A 24027-nucleotide genomic window follows, 5' to 3' on the forward strand; every position below is an offset into this window, starting at 1 on the left:
TGGGTGCTTGATAATAGGTTTTTAATAAAATTTCGCAAATAATTGCTCTGTAAGTGGTTTTTATCGAAATGATCTTATCTTTGATTAGGTAAGTACTCTCCTATTCCGCTCGTATTAAGTTTGCAAGTCGCTTTCCGGTGGCGTTAGCTTTTTTGGTAGACCCCACCTCACATTCCCAAACGATGAATACTTTCCATCCTGCTGCCTTTAGAGACGATGTCACCCGATTATCCCGAGCGACATTCTTCTCAAACTTTTCCACCCAAAATGCTGTGTTGCTTTTCGGTGTCGTGGCAATGTTGCAGTTGGAATGTCGGTGCCAGAAGCATCCATGCACAAAAACCACCGTCTTGTACCGGGGAAACACAAGGTCGGGCTTGCCGGGCAAGCCTAACCCATTCAGGCGGTAGCGTAGGCCGAGACTATGTAGCACCTTGCGCAGCGCTATTTCTGGGCGGGTGTTACTCCCTTTGATTCGGGCCATCCTTTCTGACCGCTCTTTAGGAGAGAGGAAGTCGGTCATATCTGACTTCCAGTTTGAAATCTCCTCGGCAAGGCCTCCATTCCCTTCCTTGACCAGTTCGTAGAAAGGCAGTTCACGAATCACCTCTTCTGAAGCATCGAAAGACTTATAAGACTTACACATATTCAAATAACACCTCAAGTCGAACGGCGTTATGGCGAGCGACTGAGGTGTGCAAATCAAGAGGCCAGTTTATTGCTCCTCCCACTTGCCAGTTAGTCAAGTTGATAGAAGGGCACCTCCTCAATGAACTCGCCGCTCCAATCAAGTGTCTTGCAGAGGGAGTTGAATTTTTCTAGACCTGATATGCGATTTACCATGCTGTCAGAGGCAGCCGGTAGGCCTATTTTATCCAGATCTCTCGCCGTTAATCCTGGCACTTGGTGGATAAACCAGCTCCCGATAGGTTCTAGATAATCTGTTCGTGTTGTTTTGAAATGACTAAAATACTGGGAGGCAAGTATTACACCGATTCCAAAGGCTCGGCCTTGTACCAAGAGTTTAGTTAGCACTTCAAACTCGTAAGGCATAATGTTGTGGGCCTCGTCCACTAACAAGTAGGAGTCGATGAAGCGTGTTTGTGGATCTTTACCCAGAAAAGGCTTCTTTTTTACCTTCAACATGTAATCGAGATAGAGGTTAAGGAAAATAACAACTACCATTTTCTTCAGTTTTTCATCACTGAGGTCTTTCAAGTCGATAGCCACAACCCCTTCGAAAAACTCGTCGAAGCTAACGATTTTGGTCGGATCATCTTCAAAGATCTCGTAGTCCACCATATCACTGATGATTCCGGTCACGGAGTCAGGCTTATCGACGATCGCCTCGTAGTGTTTGAAAACGTCGTAGATAGTAGGATCACGTCCCTCGTCCTCCCTCGCGCGTTGATATGCCGTCTTGATAGCCTCCTTGAGATTTTTATCCTGAACCGGCGCGTTCACTGAGAAGATCTTGCGCAGGATGTCTCGGAAGAAGCCGATTTTGTCGAGCATCGTCCGGTTGGAGTTGTCTCCATCCGTCGCGAATAAGTTCAGTGGTATCTTGTATGGAGAAACAACCTTAACCTTAGCCTTGTTAATGAACTGGCAGCTATCTTCCGTATCGCTGAAATCCCGCTTGTAGTCCAGAATCAAGATCTTAGGAGCCACTCCTCGGTTTTGCTCTGGTTGTTTTACCATCTGGTAAACCAATGATTTTAGTAGCTGGGTTTTTCCAGTCCCTAGATCGCCTACTACTCCTATGTTGATATTGTTTAGCTCAGTGTTGCCTGGGTGAAAAATGACTTCCTTGCTTCCAATGAGATCCTTAGTGCTGCCAATTTTGAAATTAAGTCCGGCGCCAGCTTCCGGAATAGTGATTTCAGACTCATTACTTGTAAGAACGGTTTCCCCTAACTGCGAGGATGATTCGTTTGGCTCGGACAAATTCTCACTAAGTCCGGAGGCCTCTTCTGCTAACCCGTGGATCTCTTTTTTATCTCCGAGATACTGGGTTTTTTCCTCGATTATTACTTCCGCAGTCGAGTTGCTGACTGCCAGCAGGTCCCAGTTACCTACCTGCTTCACCATGTCTGCAACCACCTGTGGCTGATTCCCAGCCAACAGGGCTCCAGCTAACTCTAAGCCGAGGACAGCAGTGTTTTTTAGAGGACTTTTCCCTGTGCACATCACTCGGCTCTTGGAAGTGTTCTCAATAGATATCAGGCGCCCTTCAGGGTCGAGTTCAATCTCGAGCTTATTCGACATCAATCTGGCGATAGTTTGCTGGTGATACTGAACCCAGCGAGGAGTAGCCTGAGCCACTTCAGTTTCACCGTATACACGGAAGCCATAGTCCAGCCAACTGGCTATCAGATCACGGTAAGCAATTCCCCAAAGGGCAGAATCTTTCCCGCGTTCTTTCAAACTATTGAGAAATCCGGCGAACGATTTAGCCTGCGTTAACGCTTCGTCACGTTGTCTTTCTGTCATTTCGGTGGAGCGAGCCTTCACCTCGATTGGCGTGATCTTGAGGGCATTCGGTTCGAGTAACTCGTCCCCTGCATCTATGCCGAAGGCAATGCTTAAAACAAGCAAGTCTGGCCTTTCCCTAGTCTCCGCACCCAGGGCTTTGCGTAGCTCGTCGAAACGCGGCTGGAATACGTCCGCCGGGATCACAAGATTCACCATGCGGTTACCAATTGCGGGAACCAGTCCCTTGCCTTCGCTACCGTTTTGGAAGTCTGACTGAAGCAAGCGTGCAGCTATCAGCATACCTACTTCACCCAGGCTTGCAGAGCCTCCGCTGGTAAGCCGTTTTAGAGTCGGGATCCCCCGCCGAGAAACCTCGTCAAGCAGTGAAGCCACTTGTTCGTCGCTGACGTTCCTTGTGCCGGGGAGCTGTTTCAGCACGTTCCTCACTGCCGTGACCATGGTTGGTGACTGCTTTGCCACCAAATAGAATCCACTCGATTGCCCCGCACCTGGCGCGTAACGCGGCAGTTCGAAGTCCCAGAGGTATGCGTCTTTGCCAGGGCTGTGGAAGCAGGTAGCGTCTACGGCAGAAGAAGAGATTGCGCTATAGCGCGTATCCCTCAATGAGTTGTTCAAAGTTTGTAAGTTGGGTGCGAAGCTGAGGCTGTCAAACTGGGCGTCATTGACGCAAGCCGATTCGAGCAATTCCAGGGCTCGGGACAGGTTATCTTGTAATAGGTCACCAGTTGATTCACTAACGAACTGGCCAGCTCTGGATAGAGATAAGTACTGTCTATAGGCAGCGGCGTTTTTCTTGATGCTAACGCGGGATACGCAGGTAGGATCAACAGGGGAGAGTACGCCGTCTTTGCGGAATTCTTGGTCCATGGTCTGCAAGTGGTCGACGATGGAAAGATCCCGCTCAGCGTGATCTCCTTTGCTATTGGTATACCACCTAATCTTGGTGCCTGAGCGCTCTGTTAGGGAAGCAAGCACTGCTGGCCTAGGCTGCTCCTCCCGAGGTCTCTTATCTATGATCTGAAGTGTTAAACCATGGGCAGGAGACCATTCGTCGGCGTCCGGCCCAAGATTCTCCAGGCACCACTCATCTATTCCATCATTGCAGGAGCTGTACCCAGATGAGTCGCTATGCAGGGAAATCCGGAGAGTGGACTTGGCAGGGTAGAGGTGACGGATTTCGTCTAAGGAGCGCTTCACCTGCTGCCTATTGAAACCATTTACCATTCCCTCGATCTTCAACCCCAGGTCATTGCCAAATACCCCTTCATAATTGCCTTTGCTCACCTCGGCTATAAGATCGGCCCGCCATAGAACTGACCAGTAATCCGATGAGCTCTTAACGGCGACGAACCCTGCTGGATTAAAGCGGCCGTCCATATCCCTGCACTTCAGAGCCAGGCAATCGGGAAAGCTGTATGGCTCGATGATCCCGGCAACCGGACAGGGTAACCCTGCATTGATCGAATCCTGCATGAGTTGCTGGGCATTGCATTGCCAAGCTAACCGAACCGGGTGAAAAGGGGACAGCAGTACTGCGAGTGGTTTGGAGTCTAGAAAGTGGCTTTGTTGCTGAGCCTTGTGAACCGTGATCAGATCTGCCCAGGCTGCCAGGGAGTTAGGCGCCGATAGCCAGTCTGCGTACTCGCATACGTAGCGCTCGATAATGCTGCGGTTATCCTTATCCAGCATGAGCTGGCCCAGGCTGAGTGCCTCGATAGTGCATCCTTTAACGTCGCAAAGTTCCTTTAGAAGCTCTCGTGCTTGCTTCCGGGCTTGCAGGTAACCGGAAGGAGGGGCCAGCTCGTCCGTCCTTGGGCGTGGATCTAGGGACAGGTGAAGGTTGGAAATACGAGGCTGCACGGTCCAATCTGGTTGATGCCAGCTCTCCTTAAAGCCGGGGCCAATAACCAATGGTTGGTATGAATCCTCGCTCTCTAAAATCCATTGCTCTAGGAGAGTCAACATGGATTGCTCGACATCCGTCTTGGCTACGTTTTCAGAGCGGGTGCAGTTGTTGGTGACTAATCTGTCGAACTCGCTAGAGGCCCCTTTGGCCGTAAATTCGTTGGCACTGATATTAAGAACATAGGTGGTCGGCCCGTCTAACTCGGGAAGGGTCATCTCGAAGCTGACCTGACAATCTTCGGTAATCTCAATAACGGCTAATGCGTGGCCCTCTTGTACCTCGGAGATTGTCATTGGCCAAACCACTTCGCTAGCGTTTACCCCCTCGCCGAATTGACCGCGAATGCTGTCAGGCAAGCTCACGGCATTACGGTAGAAAAACTCGATAGTCTGGGTGCCTGTGCCGTTGGTCACCAATTCACATTCGTACTGATTGGTGGTCTTCGCTCCACGGCCTACCCTTTTCTTTTTAAAAGAAGTTAATTTCTGGGCTGATCGGCAGTTTAGTACCACTGCAGGAAGATAGGACTCCAGTGATATTAGTTTGAATGTGGCAGGCTTCTCCTGCTTATTGCAGATGAATTCATAGCGAACGTACTGTTCATGATCACAAGGCCACAAACTATCATCCCACTGAGTTTCAAGATCACTAATGGTAATCGTCTGAATCAGCTCAAGGGTTTTCCGACCTGAGGCTCGGTACACGGAGAGTTCCTCGCCCAGCAACTCTTCGTCAACTCTGAGTAGAAATTGGGGCGAACTTTTTACAACTGCCAATTGGCTAGTCAAGGTGGAGCGGAACAACTCATTGGCACAGGTAACCTTGAGCGTGCCCAGATTTTTACTTTCTTCCTGATTAAGCAGCTCAATCCACACGGATTGCGACAGTACGTGCCACCATTGCACCCCTTCAGCATTCCCGGCTTTGGCGTAGTTTCCGAGCGGGCGGGTGACGAATCTCTGCGGCGTCCGGTATAGCATCACGAAGTCCTGACTCAAAAGTTTTAGGGCTTCGGAAACCTCCTCTGAGCTCGCATCCTCTTGCAACAAGTGGATACCGGCCGTGAAGCCATGAGTCTGCATGTAGTTGGCAATGTCGTAGTTTATATTTGGCTCGGGAGATTCCCCGTTTTCAAGCTTGGGTACTCCAAGGGCGTGACATAGGTCCCGGCTGGTTTTTCCATTCCCCCCCAAATCGTACAAGGCCCGGAGCAACTCCCAAGGCTCCTGCATGTCCCCGGCCTGTGCAGACTCGATGAAGGCCTCCTCTAGAGCTTTCCAGGCCAGCTCTTTCTCCAGTAAGGGCACATCTTTAAACCGGCTCAAGACTGCCTCGAAGACATCCTGTACGAAGGGTTCCTCTCTCCATGTAGAGAAAGACACGTGATTTACCCGATTCAAACCCAGTTTGTTCGCTGTGGTATCTGTAGATAGCAACGGGGGGGAATTGATGGTCGAAAGTGCCAAGTAAGAGCCATATGAGGTTCTAATCGCCACGACATGGTTACTCGAACACCGGGTGGTATTCTGGTGTGAAGGGTCTTCAATCCCTTCTTGAACTCGCAATACGGGCACCAGCATTACATGGCCGTCAGATTCAAGCTCCAAACGGGGACCCATTGCATCGAATCTGTCGTAGATCTCGTCGAGAATGCCGGCTGGAGGGGCAGAGAATGTGACCCTCAGGTTGTTACTTTCCGACGAGATAAAGTGTCCAGCTTCTGCTCGTATCTTCGATACCAGATAGCCAATAAAGTCACCGATCACTTTAGTTTCCTTCTTTGCCGGCTTTCGCCAAGGGGCTAGCGATAACCATGCCACCTTCAGCATCGGGGCTATCGATGGCGATGGACATATCTCTCAGTCTCTTGTTCAAGCTTTCACCTTTCCCTAGGGCCATTTCGGCGCTGATACCGTACCCGGCCAGCTGCTGACACAAATTTTGAACAGTGCAGGGGCCTGTTACCCGATTGGCTGCGCAATGGACCATCAACAACGTCGACAGGGGGCCGAGACCAACAACGCGCGGCGAGTTTGAGTGGCTGCCGCGCTTCTCCATGTAGTACCCCTGATCATAACCCTCGAGTCCGGCCTCGGAAGTTATGCGTTGCCGAGCAACGTGTTCTAGGAATTCCAACACGTTCTTCGACGAGCCCTTCTTGCATTCGGCAACTTTGGGGTCGCTTTCTATTATTTGGTTGAAGTTATTAAGATACAGTCTGAAGTCAAACTTACCGCGATGCTGGGCTAGATAATCCAGCGTTTCGGCAATCTCGGCAGTGGACCCTAGGTTAACCTGCGACATATCAAAACCTGCCTGCTCCAGCATATGCAGCAACAGATTCAGGGCGCCACGGCCTTCGATGTAATGACGTGCCGCCTCCTTTATCGGTTTCGCTGTGAGTTGGCCAAGGCTCCAAAATCCTTTACCTGTTGAGAGCTTTTCAGCCACTTCATACTCGCTACGGCGCTTCCCTAGACGCAACGCTTCCTCTATAAGTTCGCAGCATTTGTTGTTGGCGTGGCAACACCAGGTAACGTGAGCGGCGGTTCCTATCCGGCACAAAGATTCCAACATGCTTACCCATTGCCTACGGGTAAGGTCCTGCTTTAAATCGAGCACCACATGGAGATCTTCAACAAAGCGCTTGGCTGGGCAATCAAGGTTTAACGGGCTGGGAAAGGTGCCTTCATCCTGAGGGAACTCGCTCGGCATTTGCCAGGCATCACTTATCTTTTCTACACGCCAGGACTCGAATTCTGACTGCAGCATCCTGGCCCAAACATCATCTTCTTCCGAAGTGACGCTTAGCTTGTAGAAAAGTTTCTGCCAGGTTGCCAGGGCTGCGCCGTAGTCATCGCTACCAAGGGCAATCATTCTTGCCACGAGCTTACCCGGGTTCCATGGGTGGCCCTTGAGCCGCGCTGACATGGAATATAGGGTGGCGTCGGGTACAAGCGGGGCGATTTGGTTTCCACGCTGGCGGGATTGTCCCGAGAGATTCGGCGTCGCGATTACCCGGTTTACCACCGTGTTCCATAGCTTGGTATCGAACGCCACCTCGCTTTGCGCATTATCCGGACGCCTCCCAGTTGCCAGCTGTTTTTTGAAAGGTGTTCCAAGAACCCAGACGGTTTCACCCACAGCTTTGTTATCGACGAATCCTACATTCCTATATAAGGACGCGAGTAGGATTTCACCCGTTGTGACTTCGGGTGAAGGAGTCAAGTGCAAGAAGCTACCTTTGTAAGTCTTGTGCAAACTAGACTTCTGCCAGGGGTCGCTCAAATAGTCCTTTAACTTATCCATCGACTTACCCCCTGAACCGGATAGTATTGCCTACTTTCAACGCGTAGGTCTCCTGACCTATAGTCAGGTCAACATTACCGTCTACGAAATTCTTGTCCCTTGCTATCTGGCCAGCAGTTACCGATTTCACTTCGTCGAACAGGGCAAAAACCTCCTGTGGAAGGGAGGCGGGGTCTAGTCCTTCCTCTAGCTCCACGAGAGCCTTGTACAGCGCAAAAGTGACCGGTACATACCGGTTGTGAACCTTGATGAATGGGAAGCGGTTTGCCGGCCGGGAAACATTTCCTTGGAACATTTCCATTGAGGTTTTGACGCTGCGAACACGTAGCGACACTTCCCTGTCCCAGTGTGCTACTGGCTGGCCAAAAGTCGTAGATAGGGGGATTTTGAAAAAACGCCTGTCTTCGTTTACTAATTGTTCGACTAGGTCTTCGAGGTTTTCATGTTGAAAATCGCTCTGGTACAAACCGGCGTAATCCGCGAATAGCTTTACGTCCTTGGATACCCCGTACTTTAATCCGAGGCTCCGTTTTGCCAGCCTTCCTGCGAACTGTCTCATGGAGGACTGTAGCCGCCGCACTTGTCTGGAGACCTTGGCGGGATGGTGTTGGTCCATCAAGGCTTCGTCTGCTTCTGATAGCTGTGCAAGTAGCTTGCGCTCGCTTGGTGCCAGACGGCTAGATACCAACTCCAGTCCGTCTTTTATGGAGAGACTAAAGTGCTCATCCACATCGTTGACGGTAACTATCTTTCCATCCTTCGCCTCGGTATACATCTTCTGTTCGCCGTATAAGAGCGCGGGATCCAAGAAGGTGGCGAAATCACCTGACAGAAGTTCACTGATAGCAGTGTGTTCTTTCTCGGCTAGGGCTTTGAGAGACCCGAAATGATACTTCGCCATGTTGAAGGCTTTTTCGTCAAGCTGGTCTGGGACCTTTGACCCTGGGAACACTGCTTGGTAAGCCTCGAGATGCTTGCCTGAGGCTAGTCGGGGCCAGTTGGAGAACAGTCGGTGATGATATAGCCGAGAGGTCAACAAGTAGCGAGCACGAGCTCCTGCCAAAGTGCTGGGGCCCTTTGCCTCCAGTTGCAGCATCTTGGCCGTCCAGTCGCAAGGCGCGTAAGACTTGCCGTCGATCGTCAAGGATCCTGGTTCCCCAATGAAAAGGTGAGACACCAGTGAGTACAAATCGCGAAACGTCCATCGTTTGCCAGATGCGAGCTCGTAGTAGTAAAGAAATTGGATCAGGTTATCGCGAGCTTTTTCGCTAGCCAGCAAAGTTTTGTTTTGACAAAACGGGCAGTCTGCCTTGTTGTTGCACGCTGGCTTCCACTTTTCCTCGGCCAGTGCCTTTTCTAGTACTCGATGTGCAACTGTGCTGCCTGAATCGCCATCTCGGGGGGCAACCAAAGAGTCCACGTCCATGGGCCACAATGCAAGGTTGCTTTCTTGAAGGGGCCAGCAAGCTGGAGCATCTACGCCTCCACTCACGGCGGAGACGATTCTTGCGATAAATGAAGCCATCTCTGTGTCGCCGGTTCGGATGGCAAGCGCTGACGTGTTTGCCAGAATCCCGCGATTTACACAGCCGATGTAAATACCTTTGTACTCACCGTACCTAATTGCCCGCAGTTCTTTTAGCAGCAGCGACTCTGCTGTCTCACCTGGTTGCGCCGGGTCTTTTTCAGTGGCGTCTTGCACCAACCGGATAACAGGAATCATGCCACTACCATCAGGTACGATTCCGTCGAATTCAACCTCGGTTCGGCGAGGGGGGAGGGACCCTGATGGGTTCTTGTACTGATTCGAGAACTTAGCCAACAGCTGCCCACCCGCACCGCTTAACCGATCAAAAGTCTCGATGGCCCCTTCAACCGCATCAGTTTTCCCATTTCCGGGCCCGCCGACCAGTAAGACGGCCGAAGGAGTTCCAGGGGTGCCTGCGATAACTGAGCCAACCCAGCTCGACAGTTTTTCTACTAGAGGGGTTTTTAGTTGCTCTTTTACCGGCCTTCCGGACTCTTCTTGAAAGGGCTGCCTGACTCCTCCTTTCTTGGCCCCAGACCAGTTGATCAGACCCTCTGGGTAAAGCAATTCATCTTGCCTTTCAAATTCCATGTTATCCCTTGAATACAATTGCTTGAGCTGCTGCGACCTTTCGGTGAGCCAGGTCGATTTAAATTGCACAGAGTTGGAGCTGGGAAAGATGGCTTCCCCTAAGCAGTTGCTTGTTCCTTTGGCCGCTGTCGATCCGAAGGATGGCCGGCCCAAACGACAAGGGTAGCGAGGTCGCGCGGTCCTTCCAGTTGGGTGCCATCCATTTCCCTCGAGTCCTAAGTCCTAAGTTTTAAGCTATAGCCAAGGTCTCTTGTTCTACTTCAGTGACCGCTTCTTGGCTAGAGGCCGCCACGGCTTCATCTAGTACCGACCTGATAGCTAGCCCAATGGCTCTCGCGAGGTAGGGAGGGACAGCGTTGCCCACCTGCGTGTAGCGCGGGCATTCCTTAGTTCGTCGGCTGCCACCTGTAGTAAATTTACCGCGGAACTGGAACCAGTCGGGAAACGACTGGAGGCGTGCAGACTCTCGGACGGTCAGTATTCTGGGCTCGCTGTAGTGGAGCACATCGTCGGGCAACGTTGTGATTGTTGGTGCGGGATTTTCTGCTCGCATTAGGCATATGCGGTGCTTCTTGAGACCATATTTTTCCCTTTGCGCCAAGCTCATTAAACCACCCTTGGTGCACTCTGGGTCCTGAATGATCTTCATGAACCGTTCACTGATCTCGGGCTTATGTTTTGCTAATCGTACGCTGTCCATGGAACCGTCCACTCCCTGTTGCATGAGGGTTTGGTAAGGTGTCCGAGGCCCCTTATATGCAAGCTCTTGAAAGCCGGTGCGAGAAGAGGGATCGGTGCATGGTCTGGTCCCTGCGTGCTTTATTTCCAGATCAGAAATGGCCTCCGAAGCGCTGACGGTTTCTGGAAGGCCAAGCTCTTGCAGTTGCTTCAGCCTTGCCTCCTCTAATAGCTCGAAGGCTCGGGTGGCGCCGCCACGAAGATGACGAGCGAGATCCTTGCGAATCCCGATTACGATTAAGCGTGGGCGCTTCTGGGGAACTCCGAAGAGTGAGGAATCTACTATTCGACCGAGGACCTGATAGCCGACCCGGTCCAGGCTTTCAACAAGCTTGTCATAGTAGGATTGGGGCTTCACTTGTATGCCAAGGTCTTTCCAAGATTTGGCTTTATGCGCGACCTTCATGCCAGGTACGTTTTCCAGGACAATGGCTGCAGGCTGAATGGCCTTGACCATTTCCACGTACTTCTCAAACAGTTGGTTTCGTGGATCGGACTCTAGTCGCTTCCCTGCGAAGCTGAATCCTTGGCAGGGAGGGCCTCCTGCAAGCACATGCACTTTGCCCTTAAGTTTGGAAAGTTCAAGTGGGTGCTGTTCAAGAATTTCATCGATACCCCAGGCCTTTCTTTCCAGCCAAGAGGGCCATTTGAACTGGCGGACGGGCACGTCACGCCCTTCTAGCAGGTTCGCCGACAGCGTGGAAAAGGCCATTTTGTCGCGTTCGACGGCAAAAACGCCATTTAGCCCTGCGAGCGAGAGGCCGAGGGACAAGCCTCCACACCCCGCAAAAAGATCTGCAAACATCAAAGGTTGCCCGTGGGCGGGTAACGGGGGGAGGGTTTCGATATTTTTCATGGGCTCCTGCCCGGATACGGTCGTTTTCAGGGTAGGGAGCGTCTCGCGAAGCCCTTGGCTATCGCCTATATAGGCAGCACGATGGTGGTCTTTTTTCGCCACCGATGCTTGAGGTTTACTCGGCAAGTTGACTAGAGGTAGCTCGGTAGGCGTTGAGGGGGCAATAGTGATGGATAAAGGATTGCGCCGCAAGCAAACGCAATCGCTTGGGCTGCCTGGCGGCTGGCTTGGTTTGAAATTACAAGATTCACTTATGTCGTTGAATTCATCCAGAAATATTTCATCGGCTAAGCCTGGGGCTTCGCTTGGTGGTACCCACATTGTTGAGCTCCTTCAGCCGGTCTGAAATCCGATCAATCTCTCCTCAGCGCAGCCCTATGCAGGCCTAATCCAGGCGCTAGCTTAGGGAGTGTATTGAAGAGTAAGCAGTTATATCCAGGTGTTTTTGGAAGGCGTGAGTCGGATGCTGTGATTATATACAGTATTGGTCTTGGGGCGATTCGTACAAGGCACGTTCGTCGACTGGTGCGTAGCTCAATTAATTAAAAGAAGCGCTGAGCAGCAAAACTCGCATGGTGCCCGCCCTTGCGTCCGCGAAAGTGCGACGCGGGAATTACTCCTGACGTTCGCGCGAGGTGCGCCGAACAAGGAGGCACGGTAGATCCCGCAGAAAAAGAGCTTGGATTTTCGTTTGATCAGATAAAAAAATGAATTTATGCCTGCAGGAGGCGTGTCTGCCTCCTGTCCGGCTTCTGCCGTTTATTCGAAGCTGGAGTGGTGCTTGAGAAGCCATTGAAAGAGCAATAAAGCTAGGCCAACGGCGATTAGGATCGGCGGGAATCGCAATATTAGGATTACAGTCAACACTACTGCTGAAGCGCTGGCCAGCACGCCGATGAAGGTAAAAAGTGTGATCAAGAAACGTATCAATGCCATGGGAGTCTCCTTGTTTTAAGTGATTTGGCTCGGTAAGAGTTTTAGGTGCCATCTTCCGAAATTGGCTCATACGCTCCGCTTACAGATGCCCTCGCTCTGCCATTGATTTGCAGCCTTCATGGGCCACCACAACGTGATCCAAAATCTGGGTGCCAACCATATGCAGAGCTTTTTTAAGAGGAGTTGTGAGTGCGCGATCGGCTTGGCTGACCTCTTGGATGCCAGAGGGTTTGTTATGAACCAAGATCACAGCCGCAGCGTTGTGTTCCAGTACTATTTTCACCACTTCCCGTGGATACACGCTGCCGCCTTCCAGAGGGCCGCTAAATAGCTCTCTGAAACCAATAACCCGGTGCTCTGTATCGAGCAGTAACAAAGCAAAGGCTTCGTAATCATGAAACTGCAGCAGAGTTTGTAGGTGGCTGAATACGAGTCTGCGTTCAGTCAATGCACGTCCTTTTGACAGACGATACATAGCGAGTTGTTGAGCCATCTGTATGACGTCCGCCTCGGCGAGCGGTGATTCCAGGGCATAGCTGTCGGTCGTTTCATCGGATTTGAGCTTGGGATATTTCATGCTGGGATTCCTATCCGAACGCGTGAAAGCATAAGAGGGTGGGTGGCGCAGTTACTGAAGGGGCGGTGCTGGGATTAAATGATTCCGAACGCCCCATTAGGGGAGAGCGCTCGGCGATGCTTGTTTGATGGTTTACGCAACGAGTTGTAAGGCTGCATCGAGTGCCTTCTGTTTGATTACTGCGCCTTGCCCAAACCATGCCGAATCCATTCGATACTCAGAACTCTTAGCGCGTCGTTCATGATCCACATATTCAGTTACGGCATTCAGCAAGCCCCATGCTGTTCTGCGAGCGGACTCCATTTCAGATCCTCGGCCTTTACCTTCGTAGAGGCTTTGTACCTTCTCCATAGCTCGTTTGTTGGGCAATACATTTGGAATGGGGTCATGCGGTCCGGTGTCGCATAGCACTTCCATAAAGAAGCCGATGACTTCTTTCGTCTGAACTTTGCGTTCGGCGAGGGCGCGCATCCGATACATGAATTCGTCCCATCGCGAGACGGCAATGCCCAGTTGTTTTTTGATGGTTTGCGGATCAAAACGCGTGCTGTGCGGCACTTTGATGGCGTGGGTGGCGCCGTTCAGGGAGATGCTCAGGGTGTTGTTGCAGACCACGCGAACGGTGGTGGGGGTCGCAGTGGTAGCCAATGTGCCGTCGCACGAAGTCGCCAGCAGCAGATAACCGTTGACTTGATCCTTGCCCCTTAGGATTGTCGCCTGGCCTGTTCTGGCGAGTGCCCAGAACTTACGACCACCTTTGAGCACTCCAGCGGTTTCAAGTGCATAGCCTGAGACTTCCGTCAGTTCTCGGTAGAACTCCAAAACTTCACGGGGCTGGACCACTTGATAGCGATGCGAGACCACCGACAAAGGTGCTTTAGTGTCGGATCGGTACAGCACCTTTTGCTCCGGGAACGAGTGAATGGTGCCTAGATGACCGGCGGCATCAGCTTTGAAATGAACCGGGCTGTCCTGAATCTGCCAGTTCATGCCGGCTTCGCGTTGCCAGACTTCCAGAGGTTGATTCGGTGACAGGGCAGAGCCCAAGCCATGCCAGGGCGTAGCACCAACATAAGCCATTTGTTCAATGAGATGAGCCATGAGTGATCCTTTGGGTAACGGTCGGCATAACCATTGCGCAGAGCGCAGCACGAGCGGGGATGATTAGGGATAGGGTGCTGATTAAGTAGGCAGGTTGAAGCGATGCCCGCAGACCAGACAGAGGTTGTTGGCCAGCGCATGGCGATCCAGCTTTTCGCCGAGCTGAGCGCCGAGCGCGCAGCCGCCCACGCTCCCGGCGAGCCCGCCAAGTACGGCACCTGAGAGGCGTCCAAGTTTGATGCCTAGCGGACTGATAGCGCCTGCGGTCGAGCCTATTGGTTTATCGATGAGCGCTGTGCTTGCTCCGTGCGTGGCACCGACGACAGTACCCACGAGGGCGGCAATCTTCATGGCCGGTTGGAGGTAGGCAATTTTTATGGAGGTACAGCAAGGGCACTGAAATAACATGGTGTGGGTTCCATAGGGATATTCAGTGTGGTGATGTAGTTATGAAATTAGTTTCAATATCGTTTTGGTGGCGGGGACTAGAAGCGTTGGCAGCCAAAGGCTATGCGGAGTTGGTTCCTCAGCTACTGAGTTAGTTCCTACGGTTCAGAAAACTCCTTTTAGGCGGGGATTTTGGGGTGCGTGCGAAGCGTTTTTGCCAATCGATGCGCCGATGGAAAACTACTTGAATGGCCAATGATGTGTCCGGTCCTCTAGAGCAGTATTCACGAAAAAGAAGCAGGGGCCGCGGAGTAAAACCCATAAACCACCGCCAGATCTTACAGGCACGTCAGACGAATTGACGGTATAGATGCATAAGGGCAACGTCGAACGAGTGGGGCAGAGACCTCTTCCACGGATCGTGAGGCGGGTAGCGTGTTTCCACATTTGAGGAGTATGCCAATTCTCAGGAAAAAAATACTTGTCGCTGCCGGTCTTATTGTTGCGGCACGCTCGCTTTAAAGTCGCATCACTCCCAAACACATAACGAGCAGCCAAGTGACAAACACCCAAACGGTTTTCTACCCGAGGATATTGCGCCTTAAGCAATTGACCGAGCGTATCGGCCTTGGGCGGTCAACGATTTATGATCGCATGGACGTGCAGTCGCCGAGGTACGACGCTACGTTCCCCAAACCGATCAAGCTAGGGGCCTCGGCCATTGGCTGGATCGACTCCGAAATCACCACATGGATTGAGCAGCGCATGTCTGCCAAGGAGGCGTGCTAATCATTCGAAGGCCTCTTCACCGGTGAGTAGGCTGAAATTTTTCTGACTATTTTTGCGCTGAATTCGAACACTAACTCTGTATAGAATTTTAATTAATATTTTGTTGCGAGGTGCGCTACTGGCAGTGCTTTGATTGGACTCTGCTTGTCTGAATATTTTTGGCTTATATGTTATTAGCTGTATTAGAAGTATCTTTCTTTCAATTGCTAATGGCTATTCTAGTAATGTGGTTCAATGTTATTGGTGTGGCTTATTCATCTGGTTGAGAGGTATGCCTGAAGAAAATACAGAAGAATGGATTGACTTGATTAAAGGCAAGTCAATCAGTAATCAACGTAAAACTATTGAGTGCTTAATCGTATGAAGGGCTACGTAAGCGTGTCTAATCAAGAGCGCTGTAATGCGCTCTTGAGTACGTGTCGTATGACGCTTGAGAGCGGTGACATACAAGGCGATTTAGATATCGGTTTGGTCTGTGAGCTGAAACGAGCATCGTTTCTGGCTCAGCAGCTTATCAAGTCGGAGGGGGATGCATTTGAGTATGTTGACACGGAGGGTGGTAACGCTCTGAAGTTTAATGCTGCGGGTGATATATTACGTAAATTGGTAAGGATGCATGTTTTCAGTGATGAGCGGTTCGGTAAGCTGTATAGGTTTGAGCCATATATCGACTTGGTCGTCAGGCAGATTGCAGATGCGGGCTTGCATCACACGTATTTGTCGCACAGGCGAGCGGTACTATACGGTGATGCCAAGGTGTTGCTGATATTGTTTAACGGTTGTGTCAATAGGATCCGCCAAGAGGCTAGATCTAAGCAGTTCCAGTCCAAGCTTAAAAATTACCAGCGTTCAGGCAATAAAAACTACAAGGAGCTGACGGAGTATGTAGATGCATTGTTTGAGCGCTATTCCAGATTGTTGGTACTGAGGGTTGATCTGGGCTACCGTAAAGAGTTCTCCAAGACGACACAGGCTGAAGCCAAGCGCGATCGAGAGCATTTGTTCCAGAACACCAGGTCGAACAAGCTGTTTGGCGATATGGTGGGCTACATTTGGAAGCTGGAGCATGGGGCGGACAAAGGCTTCCATTATCACATGATGTTTTTCTTTGATGGCTCCAAGGTTCGGGAGGATGGAACGCTGGTAAAGCGAATTGGCCAGTATTGGCTCAATGTGATTACTAAAGGCCGAGGCGTGTATTACAACTGTAACGCGGACAAATCGCGCTACAAGAGCTGTGGGATCGGTATGGTCGATCACCGGGATAGCCTGATGCGGGATGGGTTAGGCAAGGCGGTGCTCTACCTGACCAAGATTGATCTCTATATGAAGCTTCAAGCGGTTGGGCGCGGCATGGGGAAAATGGAACGACCGAATTCAAAAGATGCGCGCGGTAGACCAAGAGCGGTTAGTTTATCAGCAAGCGCGTAACACAGGTGCCGCCACCAAAGGCTCTCATCCGCACTGAGGGCCGATGCTCTGTGCAGAACGTGCTATGGCCTGAAATCTATATTTAAACGTCACCGGGCCTTCACATGCTTATTCTTTTCCCAGGCAGGATTGACGAGTTCGTCTCCGCGTAGCCATTCAGTTAGCCATCTTTCAATATTTGAAATGCGTGGGGTAAGGATGCTGTTTTGCTCGATGAATTTTTCCAAAGGTTTCTCAAGCTCGGTTACGACCTTACGCTTGCTCAACCATCCTGCTTCCGGTCGTAAATTTTCTAGCAACCTCGCGGCTTCTTCTTTAACCAGCAAAGTGGACTTGTTTCGGCCTTGGCCGTTCTGGCTGTTTTGATGAGAGCGTTTTTCAACTTCAGCGCGACTTTGGATGGCTACTGATTGTTCTAAAATCTCTCCGACCATGAGGCTTGCATGGTTGATGAAGGCCCAGGCGCGAACATGTTTCATACCAGCATCAGCGGCCCTGGCCAATTCAATGTATAGGCTCGCATATTGAACGTGTTTGAGAACGGTTTTGACTTCTTTGTCGTATTCATTGACTTCCCCGTCCCACGCCTGTTCAAGCTTCGCTTGTAGTTCAATATCGCCTGTAACCGCTCTGATGCCATTAAGCAGCTTGATCTGTACGTCGCGGTGAAGCAGCGGCTCGAAAAAATGTTCCAGGAGTAATCGGTGGTTTCTCGCGATGGCTTCACCAATGCTGGTGTTGCCGATGCTTTCATTCATGTTCGTTGCGAGCTGGATCGTTGAAAAAAGTGGTGCCGTCGTTTTTGTCATTGTGTGGTTCTTTATCGTAGGCGTAGGCGTAGGCGTAGTCGTAGTCGTAGTCGTCGTCGTGTGTCGTTCGATACCTCCGCTTAAATATCCTTATTTTGGGATGGCGGGTAACGTAGGCATGGGTCAAGCTCAAAATTTGGCGGCGCTTGTGGGAGTGGTTAAAAAGTTGCTCCAATCGTTCATCAACGCACGGCGCTTTTCGAGAAAATCGGAGCGAGAATAGGCGCCTTCAGTCTGGTCGCGTTCGTCATGTGCCAGCGCCATTTCGCATACCTCGCGTGGGTAATGGGTACATTCCCCAGCCCAGTCCCGAAAGGAAGATCGGAAGCCGTGTCGGGTGATGTGCCCGTACCCCATGCCATGCAGGAGCGTTCGTACCGCGTTTGCGTGCATGACCCCTGTCTTGCCCTGGCCTGGAAATAGAAAGGCGCTCCCCTCATCTCGCGGAATGCTCTTCACCAGTCTTACAACTTCCTCGGCAAGCGGAATTACGAACGCTACTCGCATTTTCATTCGTTCATCTGGCAGTGACCAAGTTCCAGCCTCTAGATCAAACTCATCCCAACGAGCGAACCTGACCATGTGGGCGCGTGCGCTGGTCATGATCAGCAGTTGAGCGGCCCAAGATGGAGGTATTGAGTTTGCTCTGAGCTTTTTCATCAGCTCCGGTACATCCTGCCAGCGCAAAGCTTCAAAGTGCTCGCGCTTCCGAGCCTTCTTCTTTTCAGCACGGCTCAACAGATTGTCTAAGTGCCCGCGCCAGCGAGCTGGGTTCTCGCCCTGTCGCAGGTTGCGTGCCTTGGCTGCGTCGAGAATCTGTTCAATCTGTCCACGTACTTCGTCGGCAGTTCTGGTTTTGGTTGCCCAGATGGGTTGCAGCACTTTGAGCACCTGGGTAGTTCCGATCTCTTCAGCAGACATCTTGCCGATGTGGGTAAACGCGTAGAGCTCAAGCTTTCGCAGCCAGCCTTTACGCCATTTCTCCGACCAATTGGCGCCGTGAGCATCACGGTATTCCGTTGCGAGTGTCTCGAACTTCAGTTGCTTGGCTTCACTTGCACGCAGGACTTCTCGTTGAGCAGCGCGCTCTATGTCGCGAGCGGCTAATGGGTCTATGCCATCACTCAATTGGGTGCGTTTGGTGCTGGCATCTTGTCTGGCCTTCTTGAGACTCACCTCAGGGAATGAACCAAGGCCCATTTCTCTGCGACGGCCTGCCAGTTGAAAGCGAAGCAGCCAGGATTTACGCCCGGTAGGTTTGACGACCAAGCGAAGCCCATCACCATCTTCATAGGTGCCGGGTTCTGTTAGGTTTTCGACTTGTTTCGGATTCAGCTTACCCATTGGATTGCCCCTGTCGTCCCTTTTGTCCCCCCACCTGTCCCCCCACTTCATCGTCGGATGAGGTCAAATGGCATTGAACGCCATCGGACAGGGGAATGCCTGAACCCCCCGGAATAGCTAAGCTATCAGGTGGATTCTCGGATGGGGTAGGATTATTTTGGACAATTAAAAAGCCGGCTTGTGGCCGGCTTCTCGGGGACTGGCTTGGCTCATTTTTGGTAAGCCGCGCCAGCCTTCAAAACGTACACCCGGATCTTGCGTCCGGCTGTGGGACTTGGCGAGAAAGTGATCTGCCTTGTCGGTGCGATCTGAGCCTTGGGAGGGTCGATGCGCAAATGTGGGGCGCAGCATACTGATTTTTTTGCAAAATTCCCAGTGGGATGTGCCGGGTAGAGCGATCTGGGCTTTACTGAGGCCGCAATGATTCATCGCCCTGGCATGTGTAATGCCGGGTTGATTACCAGGATGCTTACAGGAACGGCACCGGCGGCCGGCGTTTGTTAAGCGTTGACCACCAGAACACCCACCCCAATACCCTGATGTTCTGCTTATCAATCTGCTCGGCACTGAAGATCTCATCGGGATACTCGCCTCTGTTGTAACTTCGAAGACGCAGCGCATTCCCCGGCATCCGATGCAGGTACTTGATCCGCAACATCCCGTCGTGCTCGATGGCATAAATTTCCCCATCGATAACCTGAGTAAGCCCGCGATCGATGGCGAGGGTAGAGCCATCTTCAATCTTCTCGGCCATGCTGTTGCCGATCATGTGAGTGCAGATGGCATCAGCGTGATTGATTTCAAGGGAGTCGAGATGGCTGCGGGGCAGGCGGATGGATTGGCTGGGGTCTTCGATGACATGGGTTTTATTGGAACCTGGCGCGGTGGCTGTTTCTTTGTAGAAGGGCAGCTCGACGTCGATGGACTCGATCACCGTGTAGATGCCGCGGATGGCCTGGGCATCAAAGGTGTTGCCTGATTCATCGAGCACGCGCAGGCGTGAGGATTCTTTCGGGCCCTCGCCGGTTTTCAGCCAGTCGCTGTTTATAGACAGGAGTCTGGCGACTTCTTCCATGCGATAGGCGGGCACACCACGGGTGTACCAGTTATGGATGTTTTGCGCTTCCGTGTCGAAGAAAGCGGCAAATCCTGTCGTTGTGATGTTCGCAGCTTCGAGGAGGGCTTTGAATCGTGGGCCGCTAGTGTTCTTTTTCATAAACACGAGTCTACTGGCGCGGGCTGGGGGTTTGAATAAACGCCCCGTTCAAATTGCGAGGGAAATTTAAGACCGGATGTAAGACGCTTTTGGTAAAAATTAAACAAGAAAAAACCCAGGCCCAGACGTGGTAAACGCATGGTTAAAGACGTCTTTGCGAGCGCCCACAAAAAACCCCGGATCAACCGGGGTTTTTCTTGCAGCAGCTGGAAGCTTACTGCAGCTCTCAGCCTTTATAGGCAGCAACCGACTTGGTGATCGCGTCGCGGGCGGCGTCTGCACCGGCCCAGCCTTCGATCTTCACCCATTTGCCTTTTTCGAGATCTTTGTAGTTCGCGAAGAAGTGCTCGATCTGCTGGATCAGCAGAGGTGGCAGATCGGTGTATTCCTTCACGTCGACGTACAGCTGGGACAGCTTGTCGTGTGGTACCGCGATCACTTTGGCATCGCCGCCGCCATCGTCGGTCATGTTCAGGATGCCGACTGGACGCGCGCGGATCACCGAACCTGGAGCCACCGGGTAAGGGGTCACGACCAGCACGTCGAGGGGATCACCGTCGTCGGCCAGGGTATTCGGGATGTAACCGTAGTTGGCCGGGTAGAACATCGGGGTGGCCATGAAACGGTCAACGAACAGGCAGTCGCTGTCTTTGTCGATTTCGTATTTGATCGGCGCGTGGTTGGCCGGGATCTCGATCGCGACGTAGATGTCGTTCGGCAGGTCTTTGCCAGCCGGAATCTTGCTGTAGCTCATTGGGCGGTGCCCCCGTTAGTTGACCAAAAACACTTGGCCGGATTGACCAAAAAGTGGCGGCGATTATAGGCATATTCCGCCACCGTTGCTATGTGCCAGAGGTCGTGTAGACCTTAGTCGTGTGCCTGATAGACCGGGTTCTCGGCCAGAAGTTGCCGCAGACGCGCCAGTGGATCCTGACGATAAAACAGCTTCAGCTGCTCATAGACCTGTGGATAAGTCTCGTGCAGCAAATCCGGGGCGCTGAAGAAGTATTCGCTGGTGACTGCAAAGAACTCGGCGGGGTTTTCCGCCGCGTACGGGTCGATGGCGGTTTCAGCGTCGGGGTTATGGTCCAGTTGGCGGTCGAGGTCGTTGTAGGCCTCTTGCATGACCCGGGCCCAGTCGCTGATGCGCATGTCCGCATGCAGCGGCGGCAGGCCGTTGGCGTCGCCGTTGAGCATGTCGAGCTTGTGCGCGAGTTCGTGGATCACCAGGTTGTAGCCCTCCCAGCCACCGCTGGCCATCACGCCGGGCCAGGCGAGGATGATCGGGCCTTGCAGCCAGGCTTCGCCGCTGTGTTCGCCGTCCCATTGGTGTTCGACGCCACTGGCATCGCGATGGCGTTGGGGGCTCAGGAAGTCGTCCGGGTAAAGGATTATTTCGTGGAAACCCTGATACCAGTTCAGATCGTCCAGATGCATCAGCGGCAATTGGGCCTGGGCGGCGAGCAGCAGGCGTTGCTCCTGATGAAGTTCGACGCCGGGCAGGGCGGTCAAGTGCTTGTCTTGCAGGAACAGCACGCAGGCTTCACGCAGCCATTGGTCTTCGGCAGCGCTGATGCCATCGAGAAAACTCAGGTGATGGCGCACCCGCTGCCACATATCGTCGGCAATCGGATGCCTGGCCAGGGTGCGTCGACGCCGCCAGGCGCTCAGGAACCACATCGTGGGTCAGCGGGGTTCGGCCTTGGACGTGGCATGACCGAGGCGGTTGCGGATTACGCTGATGATCATTGGCAGCAGCGACAGCAGGATGATGCCCACCACCAACAGCGACAGGTTTTTCTTGATGAACGGCACATTGCCGAAGAAGTAACCCAAGGTGACCAGGCCACCCACCCAGAGGATGGTGCCGAGGACGCTGAAGGCAAAGAAACGTGGGTAAGGCATTTTGCCAACGCCGGCGACGAACGGTGCAAAGGTGCGAATGATCGGCAGGAAACGCGCCAGGGTCACGGTTTTGCCGCCGTGCTTGTCGTAGAAATCATGGGTTTGCTGCAGGTAATCGCGGCGGAAGATCTTCGAGTTCGGGTTGCTGAACAGCCGTTCGCCGACAGTTCGGCCGATCAGGTAGTTGGTGCTGTCGCCAAGAATCGCTGCCAGCATCAGCAGACCACCCAGCAATACCGGGTCCATGCCGCCACCGGCCGCCACGGCGCCCGCGATGAAGAGTAAAGAATCCCCCGGCAGGAACGGCATCACTACCAGACCGGTTTCGCAGAAAATCACCAGAAACAGAATGGCGTAGATCCATGCCCCGTAGTTAGTCACCAGCATCTCGAGGTAAACATCGAGATGCAAAATAATGTCGATCGGGTTGAAATCCATGGAAAGCACCTGTGGTGATGGCCTGACTCGGCAGGCCTGTGCGGATGGCTTCGCGTAGGACTACAGGTGGATGTAGTTTTTCTTACGAGCCTTGAAGCTCGGCATTATACGGGGCGAGACGTGAAAAACGCGTTGAGTTTGTAGCAGGGAATGTCGATGTGTTGCGGCATATGTGGAAAAAGATCGCAGCCTTCGACAGCTCCTACATTGGCTGGGGCGACCTCAATCCTGTAGGAACGGCCGAAGGCTGCGATCTTTCTGAGGACCTAAAGCCCCTCGCTGATCGGCAACACATAGTTCTTGAACTCGGTGTCTTCCTTGAACCCGATGGATTCGTAGGTTTTCTGTGCGACATCGTTGTTGCTGCTGGTGGAAACACGCATGCGTACAGCATTGGTTTCCTTGGCCATTTTTTTCGCGGTGCGGATCAGGTTATCGGCCACCAGCTGGCGGCGGGCGTCTTCGGCGACGTAAATGTCGTTGAGAATCCATACACGTTTCAGCGAAAGAGACGAAAAACTCGGATATAACTGACAGAAGCCCAACAGTTTGCTGTTGTCGTCGTCGGGCAGGGCCAGATAGATCACGGATTCCTTGCGTCGCAGGCGTTTTTCGAGGAACGCCCGGGAGGAGTCCGGGTACGGCAGGGACCCGTAAAACTCGCGATATTTGACGAACAACGGGGTCAGCAGGTCCAAATGTTCGAGGGTCGCTTGAATAATCCGCATGGTAGGTCTCGTCTTCAAGTGGCTGTCTTACGTGGTGACGACGACGGGAAACCCTGGCGTCCGTGCATCGATCCTGCCTGAAACCTGAATACAAACGCAATGCGGAAACGGTTCAGGCATCCGACGGGCTCAGTAGGAAATTACCCTTCAGGTCCACACCTGAGTCCGACTCCAGCGTCTGAACCTGGGCTTCGTCCTTCAGACTGACCCCTGATAACTGCCGCCGACAGGCTTCACGCATCAAGTACAGCAAACGGTGTGCCGCCATACCGTAACTCAAGCCTTCGAGCCGGACATTCGAGATGCAGTTGCGATAGGCGTCCGTCAGTCCGACTTTTGGATTATAGGTGAAATACAACCCCAGGCTGTCTGGCGAGCTCAAACCGGGGCGTTCTCCGATCAGTATCACCACCATTTTTGCACCCAGTAGCTCACCAATCTCGTCAGCCACCGCAACCCGGCCTTGTTCCACCAGAATCACCGGCGACAGCGACCAGCCCTCAGCGGCTGTCTGTTCTTCCATGCGTGCCAGGAACGGCAAGGTGTGGCGATGAACGGCCAGCGCCGAGAGGCCGTCGGCCACCACCACGGCCAGATCCACCCCGCCGGGATGGGCCTGCGCGTGATCGCGCAGTATCCGTGCCGACTCATCATTCAACTTGCGGCCCAGATCGGGGCGCTGCAAATAACTGTTTCGGTCCGTGGCGGCACTGTGCAGCAGCAAATGCTCACGTCCACGCTCGCTCAGTTGCGAACTGAGGCCCGCGTGGTCGAAGGGCAGGTGTACCGCATCCCGGGCCTGTGCGTGGGCATACTGAAAATCCAGTTGCGCGCTGGTGGGCAGGCTGGTGCCGGTGCGACCCAGCGCAATTCGCGCAGGGGTCAGGCGACGCAGTTCCAGCAACGGGTTTTGCGGATCGACAGGCGGTTTATCCATCTCAA

General features: G+C 52.6%; 19 protein-coding genes. 2 read left to right on the forward strand and 17 right to left on the reverse strand.

Annotated elements, in window-relative coordinates; translation table 11 throughout:
* Positions 1 to 100: 100 nt before the first annotated feature.
* From KGB14_RS08690 to KGB14_RS08730, 9 genes are all read right to left on the reverse strand, one after another.
* On the reverse strand, positions 101 to 523 hold the full coding sequence (locus KGB14_RS08690) for a very short patch repair endonuclease (RefSeq protein ID WP_223486048.1): 423 nt from the start codon (positions 521 to 523) through the stop codon (positions 101 to 103).
* A gap of 215 nt (positions 524 to 738) precedes the next feature.
* Entirely contained in the window at positions 739 to 6168 is a 5430-nt protein-coding gene (locus KGB14_RS08695; protein WP_223485668.1) for an ATP-binding protein, read from the reverse strand.
* 1 nt (position 6169) lies between these two features.
* Complete coding sequence (locus KGB14_RS08700; protein ID WP_223485670.1) at positions 6170 to 7711, reverse strand: hypothetical protein; 1542 nt, start codon at positions 7709 to 7711, stop codon at positions 6170 to 6172.
* A gap of 4 nt (positions 7712 to 7715) precedes the next feature.
* A complete protein-coding gene (locus KGB14_RS08705; protein WP_223485672.1) occupies positions 7716 to 9830 on the reverse strand; it encodes a hypothetical protein in 2115 nt (704 codons plus the stop codon).
* A 229-nt stretch (positions 9831 to 10059) separates the two neighbouring features.
* Positions 10060 to 11745, reverse strand: coding sequence for a DNA cytosine methyltransferase (locus tag KGB14_RS08710; RefSeq protein WP_223485675.1), 1686 nt, complete (start codon positions 11743 to 11745; stop codon positions 10060 to 10062).
* 438 nt (positions 11746 to 12183) lie between these two features.
* Positions 12184 to 12360, reverse strand: coding sequence for a hypothetical protein (locus KGB14_RS08715; protein WP_223485677.1), 177 nt, complete (start codon positions 12358 to 12360; stop codon positions 12184 to 12186).
* A 79-nt stretch (positions 12361 to 12439) separates the two neighbouring features.
* Entirely contained in the window at positions 12440 to 12937 is a 498-nt protein-coding gene (locus KGB14_RS08720; protein ID WP_223485679.1) for a JAB domain-containing protein, read from the reverse strand.
* Between the two features lie 132 nt (positions 12938 to 13069).
* A complete protein-coding gene (locus tag KGB14_RS08725) occupies positions 13070 to 14038 on the reverse strand; it encodes a DUF932 domain-containing protein (RefSeq protein ID WP_223485681.1) in 969 nt (322 codons plus the stop codon).
* Positions 14039 to 14119: 81 nt separating this feature from the next.
* Positions 14120 to 14389 (reverse strand): hypothetical protein, encoded by a 270-nt coding sequence (locus tag KGB14_RS08730; RefSeq protein WP_223486050.1) that lies wholly within the window; start codon positions 14387 to 14389, stop codon positions 14120 to 14122.
* 594 nt (positions 14390 to 14983) lie between these two features.
* Here KGB14_RS08730 and KGB14_RS08735 point away from each other — a divergent pair.
* Together KGB14_RS08735 and KGB14_RS08740 are read left to right on the forward strand one after the other, a co-directional pair.
* Positions 14984 to 15214: a helix-turn-helix transcriptional regulator gene (locus tag KGB14_RS08735; protein WP_223485683.1), complete on the forward strand. Its 231-nt coding sequence runs from the start codon at positions 14984 to 14986 to the stop codon at positions 15212 to 15214.
* Positions 15215 to 15637: 423 nt separating this feature from the next.
* A complete protein-coding gene (locus KGB14_RS08740) occupies positions 15638 to 16645 on the forward strand; it encodes an inovirus-type Gp2 protein (protein ID WP_223485685.1) in 1008 nt (335 codons plus the stop codon).
* A gap of 89 nt (positions 16646 to 16734) precedes the next feature.
* On the opposite strand, the gene KGB14_RS08745 is transcribed toward KGB14_RS08740, so the two are convergent.
* From KGB14_RS08745 to eutC, 8 genes are all read right to left on the reverse strand, one after another.
* On the reverse strand, positions 16735 to 17454 hold the full coding sequence (locus KGB14_RS08745; protein WP_223485687.1) for a hypothetical protein: 720 nt from the start codon (positions 17452 to 17454) through the stop codon (positions 16735 to 16737).
* A gap of 129 nt (positions 17455 to 17583) precedes the next feature.
* The gene (locus tag KGB14_RS08750) at positions 17584 to 18798 is read right to left on the reverse strand and encodes a tyrosine-type recombinase/integrase (protein WP_223485689.1); all 1215 of its coding nucleotides are present in this window, start codon (positions 18796 to 18798) and stop codon (positions 17584 to 17586) included.
* A gap of 469 nt (positions 18799 to 19267) precedes the next feature.
* Entirely contained in the window at positions 19268 to 20014 is a 747-nt protein-coding gene (locus KGB14_RS08755; RefSeq protein ID WP_223485691.1) for a helix-turn-helix transcriptional regulator, read from the reverse strand.
* 226 nt (positions 20015 to 20240) lie between these two features.
* A complete protein-coding gene (ppa, locus tag KGB14_RS08760; protein ID WP_008052339.1) occupies positions 20241 to 20768 on the reverse strand; it encodes an inorganic diphosphatase in 528 nt (175 codons plus the stop codon).
* Between the two features lie 113 nt (positions 20769 to 20881).
* The gene (locus tag KGB14_RS08765; protein WP_223485693.1) at positions 20882 to 21694 is read right to left on the reverse strand and encodes a zinc-dependent peptidase; all 813 of its coding nucleotides are present in this window, start codon (positions 21692 to 21694) and stop codon (positions 20882 to 20884) included.
* 6 nt (positions 21695 to 21700) lie between these two features.
* On the reverse strand, positions 21701 to 22357 hold the full coding sequence (locus tag KGB14_RS08770) for a DedA family protein (RefSeq protein WP_223485695.1): 657 nt from the start codon (positions 22355 to 22357) through the stop codon (positions 21701 to 21703).
* Positions 22358 to 22623: 266 nt separating this feature from the next.
* On the reverse strand, positions 22624 to 23085 hold the full coding sequence (locus KGB14_RS08775; RefSeq protein ID WP_223485697.1) for a GNAT family N-acetyltransferase: 462 nt from the start codon (positions 23083 to 23085) through the stop codon (positions 22624 to 22626).
* Between the two features lie 112 nt (positions 23086 to 23197).
* Positions 23198 to 24022, reverse strand: a complete 825-nt coding sequence (gene eutC, locus KGB14_RS08780; protein ID WP_223485699.1) for an ethanolamine ammonia-lyase subunit EutC — start codon at positions 24020 to 24022, stop codon at positions 23198 to 23200.
* Between the last annotated feature and the right edge of the window lie 5 nt (positions 24023 to 24027).

The organism is Pseudomonas sp. A-RE-19 (assembly GCF_019956555.1).
Classification (GTDB): Bacteria; Pseudomonadota; Gammaproteobacteria; order Pseudomonadales; family Pseudomonadaceae; genus Aquipseudomonas.